Below are 14,841 nucleotides of genomic sequence, written 5' to 3'. Positions count from 1 at the left end.
TTACACACACGGAGTTTGACATGCAGTTTTCAGCATTCGGCGAAAAATTCACGCAACACAGCGGCATCCTCCAACTGATGGACGACCTCGGCGACGCGCTCAAAAGCGACAAGCCCGTCAACATGCTCGGCGGCGGCAACCCGGCGCGCATTCCGGAAATCGATCGGGCGTTTGCCGACATATTCTCCAAACTGGCGGCAGAACACGCCGTCGAAAACATCGGCAACTACTCCAACCCCCAAGGCGATGCCGCGCTGATTGACGCACTGACCGCCTTCCTCAACCGCGAATACGGCTGGAACCTGACCGCCGACAATATCGCGCTGACCAACGGTTCGCAAAACGCGTTTTTCTATTTATTCAACCTCTTCGGCGGCAAATTCAACCTTTCAGACGGCACATCCGCAGAAAAAGCCATTTTGTTGCCGCTCGCGCCCGAATATATCGGCTATGCCGACGTACACGTCGAAGGGCAGCACTTCGTTTCCGTCAAGCCCAAAATCGAAAACGTCAAACACGAAGGCGAAGCAGGCTTCTTCAAATACCGCGTGGACTTTGAAGCATTGGAAAACCTGCCCGAACTCAAAGCAGGCAAAATCGGCGCGATTTGCTGTTCGCGCCCGACCAACCCGACCGGCAATGTGTTGACCGACGGTGAGATGGCGCGTTTGGACGCTTTGGCGCGTGAACACGGTATTCCGCTGATTATCGACAACGCCTACGGAATGCCGTTCCCCAACATCATTTACAGCGACGTAACGCTGAATTGGCACGAAAACATCATCCTCTGCTTCAGCCTTTCCAAAGTCGGCCTGCCAGGCGTTCGCACCGGCATCATCGTCGCCGCGCCCGAAGTCGTCAAAGCCGTCAGCAGCCTGAACGCGATTGTGAACCTTGCCCCCACGCGCTTCGGCGCGGCCATCGCCGCCCCTCTACTGGAAAGCGGCGAGATGAAACGGCTTGCCGACCAAGTCATCCGGCCGTTTTACCGCAATCAGGCGCGAACCGCCGTCTCGCTGCTCAAGCGCGAGCTGGGCGCGTACCCGATGAAAATCCACAAACCCGAAGGCGCGATTTTCCTGTGGCTCTGGTTTGAAAACCTGCCCGTTTCATCGCAAACCCTGTACGAAATGCTCAAAGCCGAAGGTACGCTGATTATTCCGGGCGAGCATTTCTTCGTCGGCATCGACACGCAGGATTACCCGCACGCGGGCGAGTGCATCCGCATGAGCATTGCGCAGGACGCTCAAACGCTGGAAAAAGGCATCGCCGCCATCGGTAAAACCGTCCGAAAACTGTACGACAACGTTTAAAACGCAAAAAAAATGCCGTCTGAAAAGTTTTCAGACGGCATTTTTATCCGCATTCAATGTCGGGAAAAATGCGCCCACACCGGTTTGCAGTTTTCCGGCAGTTCGGGACACGCGCCAAGAATGCCGCCGCTGAAGTCGTTTAAACGGTGGAAGTCGCTGCCCGCGCTGGCGAGCATACCGAAGCGTTCTGCCAAAAGCGCGTAGTTAAGGCGGTCGTTTTTGCAGCAGTTGCCGCTGTGGACTTCGATGCCTGCGCCACCGAGGTTTTTAAATTCTTCAAACAGATTGCGCTTGGCGGTGGCGGACAAATCGTAGCGCATGGGGTGGGCGATGACCGCCAACCCGCCCGCGCCGTTGACGGAGGAAACGCAGTCTGCCAGCGTCGCCCATTCGTGTCGGACGGCGCAGGATTTGCCGTCGCCCAAGTATTTGATGAACGCCTGCTGCTTGTTTTTGACGTATCCGTTTTTGATGAGGAACTCGGCGATGTGGGTGCGGCTGACCATTTCTTTGTTTGCCGCCAGCGCGAGCGCGCCTTCGTATGCGCCGCCGATGCCTTTCTTTTCAAGTTTTTCGGCGATGGCTTCAAGACGTTTCAGACGACCTTTCCGCACTTGCGCCAACAGGTTTTGCAGGTTTTCGTCCTGCTCGTCGAAATCCAAACCGACAACGTGTATGGTGCGCCCGCGCCACGTTACGGAGATTTCCACGCCGTTAATCAGGCGCAAACCGAGCCTGTCAGCTTCGGCACGCGCTTCGGCGATGCCGCCGGTGTGGTCGTGGTCAGTCAACGCCAGCAGCGTGCAGCCGTTTTGATGCGCGAGACGCACGACTTCGGCGGGGGAGAGCATACCGTCGGAAACGGTGGAATGGCAGTGCAGGTCTATCATAAGGCGTTATGTGTGTGGTAAATGGTGGGCAGGGTGTTTCAATATTGTCGGGCGGTGTGGCGGCGGTAATGTTGAAGACGGGCGTATGGCAAATGCAAAGGAAAAGCCGCTATGCCGTCATTCCCGCGCAGGCGGGAATCCAGACTTTGATTTATTGGAAATGTTTAAGGTTAACCGCTATTTCGAACTTCCGGATTCCCGCCTGCGCGGGAATGACGATATGGACGTTTTCAATTTTAATCTACTATAAAAGACTGTCTGAAAACGTGGTTTTATAGTGAATTAAATTTAAACCGGTACAGCGTTGGCTCGCCTTAGCTCAAAGAGAACGATTCTCTAAGGTGCTGAAGCACCAAGTGAATCGGTTCCGTACTATTTGTACTGTCTGCGGCTCGCCGCCTTGTCCTGATTTTTGTTAATTCACTATATCAAGCCGAACCGTTTTCAGACGGCATTGTCCGCCCAACCCGCTTCTTTCAATTTCTGCCGTTGCGCGTCGTAGCGGGCCTTATCCGCCCAATAAATCGTCTGAATGCACGCCTCGCCGCAGTCGCTGCCGCAGCATTCCCACGACTCGGGTCGGACGGGTTCGTCTAAAAGCGGCTCGCCCAAAAGGGCTTCGGCTTTATTCTTCAGGGTCGTATCCATCGGCGATTTCCAAGCGCGCGCCGTCAAACTCGATGACTTCGCCGCCGCGTATTTTGGCGGTTTTACGGGTTTCGGTTTCGCCGTTGCGCAACACCAGCCCTTCGGCAATCAACGCTTTCGCCTGCCCGCCGCTTTCGGCAAGTCCGGCCAACTTCAAGAGGTCGCACAAGGCGATGTATTCGTTGTCTTCGAGATAGACAGTGGCTTCCATAATGTCCCCTTTCAGAAAGAGGCCGTTATTGTAGCACCTGCCGCCGCGCACCCCAAATTGCCGCAAAACCGGCGGCACATCCCACCCCACCTGTTCCGTAAAAGTAAAAATGCCGTCTGAAACCCCATATGCCGCCATCCGATCAAAGAAATCCTGTCCAACAGCAGGCTGCAACGCCTTATCCCGACCGCGCATTACCCTGAAAACCGACAATAAATCCGCAAACCGTTTATATATATCCCAACGCATAAACCGTCCGCTATAACGACGGCAGGCATCATCCATCAAAAAACCATTAAAATTTGCCCGATAAAAAATTTGATTTAAAACAAAGCATCTAAACCCCTCCAAATCCAACAAAAATCCTGTTGATTTTTTTAGGATTTCGATATAGTTCTTTCTGATTATTTTTATTGGTATCGAATCATTAAACTACCATATCCTACCCTGTCCGAATACCCGCCAAGTAATATTTGGTTTATTTCAAAACAGGGGATATGTTTGCAACATTAATAAGCTTTACCAAGTCAACCTTGCACAGGAGCATAGGCATGAACCGCCCATACAAACTCTTCAAACTCAGCATACTGACGCTCAGCCTGACCGCATTGTCCCACGCCGCACAGGCTGCCGGAGAAATGCAACAGGCAGAACTGGAACAAATCCGCGTAACCGCCAAAAACCGCAGCCTGCGTACCGAAAACCGTAATGACTATACGACTTCGGCCATGAGTTCCACCACAGGACTGGCATTGACTCCGCGCGAGACGCCGCAATCCGTCAGCGTGATTACCAAAAACCAAATTGACGATCAAGGTATTACTACGCTTGCAGATGCGTTGAAAACAACGACCGGTGTAAATGTCGTCCGCCAAGGGAACCGCACCCATTTCCAAAGCCGCGGATTCTATATTGAAAAATTGGAAGAAGACGGCATGGCCACCACTATTGGCGCGCCGGGCATATTCGGCAGCCCTGTCAGAGACGGGCACAACATCACCGACCTTGCCATGTATGACCACATTGAAGTTGTGCGTGGTGCGGCCGGGCTGACCCAATCCAACAGCGCGCCCGGCGGTACGATTAATGCCGTACGCAAAAAACCGACGGCTAAAAAACAAATCAGTATGAATGGTTTAGCCGACCGTTTCGGCAAACGGCATATCGAATTGGATGCCTCGGGCACTTTAAGCCCAGAAAACCAACTCCGCGGGCGTATTGTCGGCAGTTTTGATCATGACAAAACCTTTCAGGATAAAGTGAAAGGGCAAAACAGCCTTCTTTACGGCATTTTGGAAAAAGACATCGGGGAAAACAGCAAGGTTTCTGTCGGCGCGTACCGTATCGCCCAGCGCAACACCCCCAATCTCAACGGCTTACCTTTATGGGAAGACGGAAGCAGCCTGCCGCGCAACAGCTATTTCGGTGCGGATTGGAATCATGGGCGGTTCATCAAAAACGGTGTTTTTGCAGAATTTGACCACTACTTCAACGACAACTGGAAATGGAACAGCAAAATCGATTGGCGAAACAGCCACTCCGACCAAAGGTATGCTTTCTTAATGGCAGGCAAAAGCGGGTTGAAAGCCAATCAATCCATCGGTATCGAAGACCAACAGGCTTTCCGCTATCAGCACGACAGCAAACACCTGCATATTCAAAACAACCTGCGCGGCAAGTTTGAAGCCTTGGGTCAAACCCACGACATCTTCCTGACCCATAATTATTCGAAAGAGCGCAATACCCTGCACCATACCCGTATGCAGGCAACCGGCAGCTACGATCCATTTTCTGCCGTTATCCCTCAGCCGGACTGGGCCGCCGAACCATACAGCATTATGGACAGCAACAACCATTTCTATACGCACGCCCTTGCGGCAGGTACCCGCATCAATCCTACGGAAAAACTGCATCTGTTGGCAGGCGGACGCTATACCCATTGGAAACGCGACTTCGATTACAACTGGTCCCGTTATGCAGGCGCTCCGGATAATGATGCAAAAACCTATTCGGTCAAAAACAACAAATTCATTCCATACATCGGCATCACCTACGATTTCATGCCGGGGCAAAGCCTCTATGCAAGCTATACATCCATCTACAAACCGACTCTGAAAACAAATGCGGACAACAGCTATCTCGCGCCCGAAGTCGGTAAAAACTACGAATTGGGTTGGAAAGGCGAATGGATGCAGGGCAAACTCAATACGGCCGTTTCCCTGTTCCAAACCGATAACACCAACGTCGGCGTGCGTGTCAACGTTCCGGCCAGCGGCAACAAGAAGCAGACTTTCTACTACGTTCCCGCAAAAGAACGCAGCCGCGGTGCAGATGCGGAAATTTCCGGAGCAATCGGCGCAAATTGGAAACTGTTTGCCGGCTATACCTACAATATCCGCAAAACAGAAAACCATCCCCATACCGAGGGCGATTTTGCCAACTGGACTCCAAAACACATTTTCCGCGCTTACAGCAGCTATACGCCGCCGTTTGCAAACGGTAAGTTAAGCATCGGTATGGGCTTATCCAGTCAAAGCAAAACCGGCAGCAAACTGCCCCAAGGCGGCTATACGGTTTGGAATGCCGGTTTGCAATACCGTCCGACCGACAATTTGCAACTGGGGCTGGCAGTCAACAACCTGACCGACAAACGCTACTATGAAAACAACAGCAACCGTACAAAAAACTACGGCAACTTCTACGGCGAACCGCGTAATGCCGTGTTCAGCCTGAAATGGAAGATGTAAGGGCGTGCCTTCGCTGCAAAAGTATCATTTTTAATCAAAGAGGCCGTCTGAAAGCCTGACCCTGCTTTCGGACGGCTTGCCGTATGCATTAAAAACATCATGAAATCCCTAAAAAACTTCCTTCATCTTGCCCGTCCGTTTTGGACAGGCAGACACAGCAAAACCCAATGGCTGATACTCGCCTCACTCATCGGCCTTACGCTTTTTTCAACCACCATCAGCGTTTGGATAGCCGCTTGGGACAAACGCTTCTATGATGCGCTGGCCGCATTCGACGGCGCGTCCATGCCTTCCCTGATCAGTGAATTTTTAGGATATATGGCAATGATTGTTGCCTGCATCGGATTTGGGGACTGGCTGCAGAAACGCCTTATTTTCCGCTGGCGTTCCCATCTGACCGAGCAGTTCCAACACCACTGGCTTGACGAACACAAACACTACCGCCTGCGCCTGACGGGCGAACCGGACAACCCCGACCAGCGTATCGCCGAAGACATCTACCTCCTCGCCGACAAAAGCATCAGCCTCTTTCGCTCCTTCATCAACAACGTTGCCAAATTCAGCGCGTTCGTCGCCGTACTGTGGACGCTCTCCGGCGTACAAACCTTCAATATCGGCGGACAAAACATCACCCTGCACGGCTACCTCGTCTGGGTTGCCCTGATTTATTCCGTCATCAGCACACTCTTCGCACACCTCGTCGGCCGCAAACTGAAAATCCTCAACATTGACCGCCAGCACCGCGAAGCCGATTACCGCGCCGCCCTCCTGCGTGTGCGCGATAATGCCGAACAAATCGCCTTTTACAATGGCAACGATGCCGAAGCAGACCGGCTGAAACAGCGTTTTAAGCGTATCCGCGACAACTGGCGGCAGCTGACCAACTGCGAATTCCGCCAAGAAACCTTCTTTGCAACCTACGTCCGCATCAGCATCTTTATCCCCATCCTCGCCACGTTACCCATGTATCTGGCGAAAACCCTGACCTTCGGCGATATGATGCAGACCCGCACATCGTTTGCCCGGGTTCAAGACAGCTTCGGCTGGTTTACCGATTACTACCGCAGCCTTATCGAATGGGCGGCAGTCGTCGAACGCCTTTCCGGTTTTCAGACGGCATTGGAACAAATAAGTGAAAAAAGGACAACGGCAGCCGCAATACAAAAGCCCGACCCATCACCGTCCGGCAACAAAGCAGGCGGCATCCTCGCCCTGCAAGACCTGACCGTCCACACCCAAAGCGGCGGCAAACTGCTCTCCGGTATCACCCTCAAAGCCCGCGCCCCCGAATGGGTATTGCTCGAAGGCAAAAGCGGCATCGGAAAATCCACCCTTCTGCGCGTATTGGCAGGGTTGTGGCCTTATTATCTCGGCAATTTCACATTAAAAGGCGGAACATTGTTCCTACCGCAACGCCCCTATCTTCCCGCCGGAACCCTGCGTCAAACCGCCCACTACCCGAATGCCGCACATACAGACGACCACGCCCTTCAGACGGCATTGGAACAGGTAGGGTTAGGCTGTCTGACCGACGACTTGGATACCGAAAGGGAATGGCACTCCCTCCTGTCAGGCGGCGAACAACAGCGGCTCAGCCTTGCCCGCGCATTGCTGCACAAACCGCAAATTCTGTTCCTTGACGAAGCCACCAACCAGCTCGACGACGAATCCGCATTGACGCTGATGCACCTCCTCAAACGCGAACTGCCCGATACACTGGTCATCGGCATCAGCCATCAAAACGAAATCAAAAACCTGTTTGAACGTAAAATTAATTTAACTGCTTGCCGTCCGTCCAAATAAGGTATATAGTTCTTTATGACTAGTTTGATAGTTCTTTATATCTATCAATACTCCTTGGGAAGCCTCCGCCATACGGCAGGAGGCATTTTTTTGCCGTCGTAAAAGCTCAAAAACATTTGCAGGTCATGCCGTCTGAATCCGAAACGGCATTACCTACACCGCCATCTGAAGACAACCCTGCTACAATACGCCTTTTATTGTTCACGCCGATTTTGCCATGACCGAGCCGACCTACATCCCCCTGCGCCTGCATACCGAATTCTCGATTACCGACGGCATGGTACGGATTAAAAAACTGATTGCCAAAGCGCAGGAATACGGTTTGCCTGCTTTGGGCATCAGTGATTTGATGAACGAATTCGGCTTGGTGAAATTCTATAAAGCCTGCCGCGGCGCGGGGATTAAGCCTGTCGGTGCAGCGGATGTGTGGATAGGCAATCCGAATGCGCCCGACAAGCCGTTCCGCGCCATGCTGATTATCCGCAACGATGCGGGCTATCTGCGCTTGAGCGAGCTTTTAACGGCGGCTTATGTCGGCAAAGACCGCAATGTCCACCATGCGGAACTCAATCCCGAATGGCTGGAAAACGGCGACAACAGCGGCTTGATTTGTTTGAGCGGCGCGCATTACGGCGAAGTGGGCGTGAATCTGTTGAACGGCAATGAAGACGCGGCGCGTGCGGCGGCGTTGAAATATGCGGCGTGGTTTCCCGATGCGTTTTATTTAGAGCTGCAACGCCTGCCCGAGCGTCCCGAATGGGAGGCTTGCGTTTCCGGCAGCGTGAAGCTGGCGGAGGAACTGGGTTTGCCGGTAGTGGCGACGCATCCGACGCAGTTTATGAGCCGCGACGATTTCAACGCGCACGAGGCGCGGGTGTGTATCGCAGGCGGCTGGGTATTGACGGACAAGAAACGTCCGCGCGATTTCACGCCGGGTCAGTTTTTCATTCCGCCGGAAACGATGGCCGAACGTTTCGCCGATTTGCCCGAAGCCTTGGAAAACACGGTAGAAATTGCCAAACGCTGTAATCTGCACATCACATTGGGCAAAAACTTCCTGCCGCTCTTCCCTACTCCGGACGGCCTGTCGCTGGACGATTATCTGGTCAAGCTGTCCAACGAAGGCTTGCAGGAACGCATGATTCAGCTTTATCCCGACGAGGCGGAGCGGGCGGCGAAAATGCCGGAATATCAGGAACGGCTGGATTTTGAGCTGAACATCATCATCCAGATGAAATTCCCCGGCTATTTCCTTATCGTACAAGACTTTATCAACTGGGCGAAAACACACGGCTGTCCGGTCGGGCCGGGCCGTGGTTCGGGCGCGGGTTCGCTGGTGGCGTATTCATTGAAGATTACCGACCTTGATCCGCTCAAATACGCGCTGCTGTTCGAGCGTTTCCTAAACCCCGAACGCGTTTCTATGCCCGACTTCGACGTGGACTTTTGCCAAAGCAACCGCGGCCGCGTGATTGAATATGTGCGCGAGAAATACGGCGCGGAGGCGGTCAGCCAAATTGTTACCTTCGGCACGATGTCGTCCAAAGCGGTGATACGCGACGTAGGGCGCGTGCTGGAACTGCCGTTTACCCTGTGCGACAAACTGTCGAAGCTGATTCCGTTGGAAGCCAACAAACCTTTGGGTTTGGACGATGCAATGAAGGCGGAGCCGCAGATTCAGGAATTGATCGAAGCGGAAGAAGCGGACGAACTGATTACGCTGGCGAAAAAGCTGGAAGATTTGACGCGCGGTCTGGGTATGCACGCGGGCGGCGTGTTGATTGCGCCGGGCAAGATTTCCGATTACAGCCCCGTGTATCAGGCGGACGAATCCGCTTCGCCCGTATCCATGTACGACAAGGGCGACGTGGAAGACGTGGGTTTGGTGAAGTTCGACTTTTTGGGCCTGCGCAACCTGACCATTATCGAAATGGCGCAGAACAACATCAAAAACACCACCGGCGATATTGTCGATGTCGGCAAAATCCCGCTCGACGACCAAGCCGCCTACAAAATCTTCCGCGACGCGAACACCACCGCCGTCTTCCAGTTCGAGTCGACCGGCATGAAAAAAATGCTGAAAACGGCGCACACCACCAAGTTTGAAGAACTCATCGCCTTCGTATCGCTCTACCGCCCCGGCCCGATGGACAACATCCCCGACTTCGTCGCGCGCATGAAGGGGCAGGAATTCCAATACATCCACCCGCTGCTCGAAGGCATCCTCGCGCCGACCTACGGGATTATGGTGTATCAGGAACAAGTGATGCAGGCGGCGCAGATTATCGGCGGCTACTCGCTCGGCGGCGCGGACCTGCTGCGTCGCGCCATGGGTAAGAAAAAGCCCGAAGAGATGGTGAAACACCGCGAAATCTTCGCCGAAGGCGCGGCAAAACAAGGCATTTCGCGCGAAAAATCCGACGAAATCTTCAACTATATGGAAAAATTCGCCGGCTACGGTTTCAACAAATCCCACGCCGCCGCCTACGCCCTGATTTCCTACCAGACCGCATGGCTCAAAGCCCATTACCCCGCCGAATTTATGGCGGCGACCATGTCGTCTGAATTGGACAACACCGACCAGCTCAAGCATTTCTACGACGACTGCCGCGCCAACGGCATCGAGTTCCTGCCGCCCGACATCAACGAATCCGACTACCGCTTCACGCCGTATCCGAACATGAAAATCCGCTACGCACTCGGCGCGATTAAAGGCACGGGCGAAGCCGCCGTCGAATCCATCACCGCCGCGCGGCAAAGCGGCGGCAAATTTACCGGCCTGTTGGACTTCTGCGAGCGCGTCGGCAAAGAACACATGAACCGCCGCACCCTTGAAGCCCTGATACGCGGCGGCGCGTTCGACAGCATCGAACCCAACCGCGCCATGCTCTTGGCAAACATCGACCTTGCCATGAACAACGCCGACCAAAAAGCCGCCAACGCCAATCAGGGCGGGCTGTTTGACATGATGGAAGATGCCATCGAACCGGTGCGGCTCGTTGACGCGCCCATGTGGAGCGAATCGGAAAAACTCGCCGAAGAAAAAACCGTCATCGGCTTTTATCTGTCCGGCCACCCCTTTGGCCCGTATGCCCAAGAAGTCCGCCAAATCGCCCCGCAGAAACTGTCGAAACTCAAACCGCAAGACAGCGTGCGCCTCGCCGGATTCGTGACCGCCGTGCGCACCACGATGGGCAAACGCGGCAAAATCGCCTTTGTCAGCCTCGAAGATTTGAGCGGGCAGATTGAAATCATGGTCAGCGGCCACACGCTGGAAAACTGTGCCGACTACCTCAAATCCGACCAAGTGCTGATTATCGAATCCAAAGTCAGCCGCGACGACTACGGCGGCGGCGACGGGCTGCGTATTCTGGCAAACCAAGTCATGACCCTGCAAACGGCGCGCGAACGCTACGCCCGCAGCCTCAGCCTCGCCCTCGCCCCGCATCACGACATCGGCGGACTGGTACAACTGCTCGCCGCCCACCAACTGCCCGACACGCCGCGCATCCCGCTGCAACTGTCGTATGCCAACGAAAAAGCGTCGGGCAGGCTTCAAGTGCCGCCGAAATGGACGGTTACGCCGAGTTCCGCATTGTTCGGCGAACTGGAAACATTGCTCGGCAGCCGGTCGGTGCGCGTCAACTGGTAACCCGAAATACAAATGCCGTCTGAAACCCAAAAACCGGTTTCAGACGGCATTTTTTAACCGAAATAAACGATGCCCCTTAAAGCAGAAGCTTTAAGGGGCAGAGCGTTGCGGCACATCTTTTCAGACGGCCTTATTGTAGCAACGGTTCTCATTTCGCAGCGCGACAATATGTTCAGAATTCTAGCCGTTGTGAGATGATAAGTCAATAATCTATTTGTATATAAATAAGACAATCAGATATATTATCATTATTTGCAACGTTGTTTACGGAGTAATAAATGGCTGCCTCCAAACCTAATCCAATCAACTACATCCTCGGTCTCGATATCGGCATCGCATCCGTCGGCTGGGCAATGGTAGAAATTGATGAAGAAGAAAACCCCACCCGCCTGATTGATTTAGGTGTGCGCGTATTTGAGCGTGCGGAAGTACCGAAAACAGGCGACTCTCTCGCAGCGGCAAGACGCTTGGCACGCAGTGTTCGCCGCCTGACCCGCCGTCGCGCCCACCGCCTGCTTCGGACCCGCCGCCTATTGAAACGCGAAGGCGTATTACAAGCCGCCAATTTTGACGAAAACGGCTTGATTAAATCCTTACCGAATACACCATGGCAACTTCGCGCAGCCGCATTAGACCGCAAACTGACGCCTTTAGAGTGGTCGGCAGTCTTGTTGCATTTAATCAAACATCGCGGCTATTTATCGCAACGGAAAAACGAGGGCGAAACTGCCGATAAGGAGCTTGGCGCTTTGCTTAAAGGCGTAGCCGGCAATGCCCATGCCTTACAGACAGGCGATTTCCGCACACCGGCCGAATTGGCTTTAAATAAATTTGAGAAAGAAAGCGGCCATATCCGCAACCAGCGCGGCGATTATTCGCATACGTTCAGCCGCAAAGATTTGCAGGCGGAGCTGAATTTATTGTTTGAAAAACAAAAAGAATTCGGCAATCCGCATATTTCAGGCGGCCTTAAAGAAGGTATTGAAACCCTGCTGATGACGCAACGCCCCGCCCTATCCGGCGATGCTGTTCAAAAAATGTTGGGGCATTGCACCTTTGAGCCGACAGAGCCGAAAGCCGCTAAAAACACCTACACAGCCGAACGTTTCGTCTGGCTAACCAAACTGAATAACCTGCGTATTTTAGAGCAAGGCAGCGAGCGGCCATTGACCGATACCGAACGCACCACGCTTATAGATGAGCCATACAGAAAATCCAAACTGACTTACGCACAAGCCCGTAAGCTTTTGGAGCTAGACAATACCGCCTTTTTCAAAGGCTTGCGCTATGGTAAAGACAATGCCGAAGCCTCAACGTTGATGGAAATGAAGGCCTACCATGCCATCAGCCGTGCGCTGGAAAAAGAAGGATTGAAAGACAAAAAATCCCCATTAAACCTTTCTCCCGAATTACAAGACGAAATCGGCACGGCATTCTCCCTGTTCAAAACCGATGAGGACATTACAGGCCGTCTGAAAGACCGTGTACAGCCCGAAATCTTAGAAGCGCTGTTAAAACACATCAGCTTCGACAAGTTCGTTCAAATTTCCTTGAAAGCATTGCGCCGAATTGTGCCTCTAATGGAACAAGGCAAACGTTACGATGAAGCCTGCGCCGAAATCTACGGAGACCATTACGGCAAGAAGAATACGGAAGAAAAGATTGATCTGCCGCCCATCCCTGCCGACGAAATCCGCAACCCCGTTGTTTTGCGTGCCTTATCTCAGGCCAGAAAAGTCATTAACGGCGTGGTTCGGCGTTACGGCTCCCCCGCACGTATCCATATTGAAACGGCAAGGGAAGTAGGAAAATCGTTTAAAGACCGCAAAGAAATCGAAAAACGCCAAGAAGAAAACCGTAAAGACCGTGAAAAAGCCGCCGCCAAATTCCGAGAGTATTTCCCCAATTTTGTCGGCGAACCCAAATCCAAAGATATTCTGAAACTGCGCCTGTACGAGCAACAACACGGCAAATGCCTGTATTCGGGCAAAGAAATCAACTTAGGCCGTCTGAACGAAAAAGGCTATGTCGAAATTGACCATGCCCTGCCGTTCTCGCGCACATGGGACGACAGTTTCAACAATAAAGTGCTGGTATTGGGCAGCGAAAACCAAAACAAAGGCAATCAAACCCCTTACGAATACTTCAACGGCAAAGACAACAGCCGCGAATGGCAGGAATTTAAAGCGCGTGTCGAAACCAGCCGTTTCCCACGCAGTAAAAAACAACGGATTCTGCTGCAAAAATTCGATGAAGAGGGCTTTAAAGAACGCAATCTGAACGATACGCGCTACGTCAACCGTTTCCTGTGCCAATTCGTTGCCGACCATATGCTGCTGACAGGTAAAAGGAAAAGACGTGTCTTTGCATCCAACGGACAAATTACCAATCTGTTGCGCGGCTTTTGGGGATTGCGCAAAGTGCGTGCGGAAAACGACCGCCATCACGCCTTGGATGCCGTCGTCGTTGCCTGCTCGACCGTTGCCATGCAGCAGAAAATTACCCGTTTTGTACGCTATAAAGAAATGAACGCGTTTGACGGGAAAACCATAGATAAAGAAACAGGAGAAGTGCTGCATCAAAAAACACACTTCCCGCAACCTTGGGAATTTTTCGCACAAGAAGTCATGATTCGCGTCTTCGGCAAACCGGACGGGAAACCCGAATTTGAAGAAGCGGATACCCCCGAAAAACTGCGTACCCTGCTCGCAGAAAAATTATCATCTCGTCCCGAAGCCGTGCACGAATACGTTACGCCACTGTTTGTTTCGCGTGCGCCCAATCGGAAGATGAGCGGGCAAGGCCATATGGAAACCGTCAAATCCGCCAAACGGCTGGACGAAGGCATCAGCGTGTTGCGCGTACCGCTGACACAGTTAAAACTGAAAGACTTGGAAAAAATGGTCAATCGGGAGCGCGAACCTAAGCTATACGAAGCACTGAAAGCACGTTTGGAAGCACATAAAGACGACCCAGCCAAAGCCTTTGCCGAACCGTTTTACAAATACGATAAAGCAGGCAACCGCACCCAACAGGTAAAAGCCGTGCGCGTAGAGCAAGTACAGAAAACCGGCGTATGGGTGCGCAACCATAACGGCATTGCCGACAACGCAACCATGGTGCGCGTAGATGTGTTTGAGAAAGGCGGCAAGTATTATCTGGTCCCGATTTACAGTTGGCAGGTAGCGAAAGGGATTTTACCGGATAGGGCTGTTGTTGCTTTCAAAGATGAAGAAGATTGGACGGTAATGGATGATAGTTTTGAGTTTAGGTTTGTACTTTATGCGAATGATCTGATTAAAGCTGAACTTAAAAAAGAAACTTTCTTCGGCTATTTTTCTGGATTAGATCGTTCTACTGGCAACATTTCTTTGCGTTCACATGATTTAGATAAAACTAAAGGTAAAGACGGTGTATATCGAATCGGAATTAAAACTGCCCTTTCATTCCAAAAACACCAAATCGATGAACTGGGCAAAGAAATCAGACCATGCCGTCTGAAAAAACGCCCATCTGTCCGTTAAATTAATCTGTCCCTGCTTCAGACGGCCTGAAGCAGGGATTTTTATATCAAAAT

8 protein-coding genes are annotated in these 14,841 nt (G+C 52.5%); 5 read left to right on the top strand and 3 right to left on the bottom strand.

Annotated elements, in window-relative coordinates:
* Positions 1–20 precede the first annotated feature (20 nt).
* Complete coding sequence (locus DBY86_RS09260; protein WP_107819755.1) at positions 21–1,313, top strand: valine--pyruvate transaminase; 1,293 nt, start codon at positions 21–23, stop codon at positions 1,311–1,313.
* Positions 1,314–1,366: 53 nt separating this feature from the next.
* Here DBY86_RS09260 and DBY86_RS09255 read toward each other — a convergent pair whose 3' ends face one another.
* The 3 genes from DBY86_RS09255 to DBY86_RS13750 all read right to left on the bottom strand — a co-directional run bounded on the left by DBY86_RS09255 (position 1,367) and on the right by DBY86_RS13750 (position 3,311).
* The gene (locus tag DBY86_RS09255) at positions 1,367–2,203 is read right to left on the bottom strand and encodes a PHP domain-containing protein (protein WP_107819754.1); all 837 of its coding nucleotides are present in this window, start codon (positions 2,201–2,203) and stop codon (positions 1,367–1,369) included.
* A 444-nt stretch (positions 2,204–2,647) separates the two neighbouring features.
* Complete coding sequence (locus tag DBY86_RS09245) at positions 2,648–2,851, bottom strand: oxidoreductase-like domain-containing protein (RefSeq protein ID WP_107819753.1); 204 nt, start codon at positions 2,849–2,851, stop codon at positions 2,648–2,650.
* Complete coding sequence (locus DBY86_RS13750; protein WP_234403430.1) at positions 2,829–3,311, bottom strand: RNA-binding S4 domain-containing protein; 483 nt, start codon at positions 3,309–3,311, stop codon at positions 2,829–2,831. Before DBY86_RS13750 ends, DBY86_RS09245 begins: the two co-directional genes overlap by 23 nt.
* 302 nt (positions 3,312–3,613) lie before the next feature.
* On the opposite strand from DBY86_RS13750, the gene DBY86_RS09235 reads away from it, so the two are divergent.
* From DBY86_RS09235 to cas9, 4 genes are all read left to right on the top strand, one after another.
* Complete coding sequence (locus DBY86_RS09235) at positions 3,614–5,809, top strand: TonB-dependent siderophore receptor (protein WP_107819751.1); 2,196 nt, start codon at positions 3,614–3,616, stop codon at positions 5,807–5,809.
* Positions 5,810–5,908: 99 nt separating this feature from the next.
* Positions 5,909–7,612, top strand: coding sequence for an ABC transporter ATP-binding protein/permease (locus DBY86_RS09230; RefSeq protein ID WP_107819750.1), 1,704 nt, complete (start codon positions 5,909–5,911; stop codon positions 7,610–7,612).
* A gap of 217 nt (positions 7,613–7,829) precedes the next feature.
* A complete protein-coding gene (dnaE, locus tag DBY86_RS09225) occupies positions 7,830–11,264 on the top strand; it encodes a DNA polymerase III subunit alpha (RefSeq protein ID WP_107819749.1) in 3,435 nt (1,144 codons plus the stop codon).
* 278 nt (positions 11,265–11,542) lie between these two features.
* Positions 11,543–14,788, top strand: a complete 3,246-nt coding sequence (gene cas9 / locus DBY86_RS09220) for a type II CRISPR RNA-guided endonuclease Cas9 (protein WP_107819748.1) — start codon at positions 11,543–11,545, stop codon at positions 14,786–14,788.
* Positions 14,789–14,841 lie beyond the last annotated feature (53 nt).

It is taken from the genome of Neisseria bergeri (assembly GCA_003044455.1).
GTDB lineage: Bacteria > Pseudomonadota > Gammaproteobacteria > Burkholderiales > Neisseriaceae > Neisseria > Neisseria bergeri.
The sequence above is the reverse complement of the archived record's forward strand: the minus strand, read 5'-3'. Positions and strand labels throughout refer to the sequence as shown.

Bases quoted from the DNA above. Each gene is read 5' to 3' on its own strand.
- DBY86_RS09260 (WP_107819755.1), top strand. From the start codon at position 21: ATGCAGTTTTCAGCATTCGGCGAAAAATTCACGCAACACAGCGGCATC.
- DBY86_RS09255 (WP_107819754.1), bottom strand. From the start codon at position 2,203: ATGATAGACCTGCACTGCCATTCCACCGTTTCCGACGGTATGCTCTCC.
- DBY86_RS09245 (WP_107819753.1), bottom strand. From the start codon at position 2,851: ATGGATACGACCCTGAAGAATAAAGCCGAAGCCCTTTTGGGCGAGCCG.
- DBY86_RS13750 (WP_234403430.1), bottom strand. From the start codon at position 3,311: ATGCGTTGGGATATATATAAACGGTTTGCGGATTTATTGTCGGTTTTC.
- DBY86_RS09235 (WP_107819751.1), top strand. From the start codon at position 3,614: ATGAACCGCCCATACAAACTCTTCAAACTCAGCATACTGACGCTCAGC.
- DBY86_RS09230 (WP_107819750.1), top strand. From the start codon at position 5,909: ATGAAATCCCTAAAAAACTTCCTTCATCTTGCCCGTCCGTTTTGGACA.
- dnaE (WP_107819749.1), top strand. From the start codon at position 7,830: ATGACCGAGCCGACCTACATCCCCCTGCGCCTGCATACCGAATTCTCG.
- cas9 (WP_107819748.1), top strand. From the start codon at position 11,543: ATGGCTGCCTCCAAACCTAATCCAATCAACTACATCCTCGGTCTCGAT.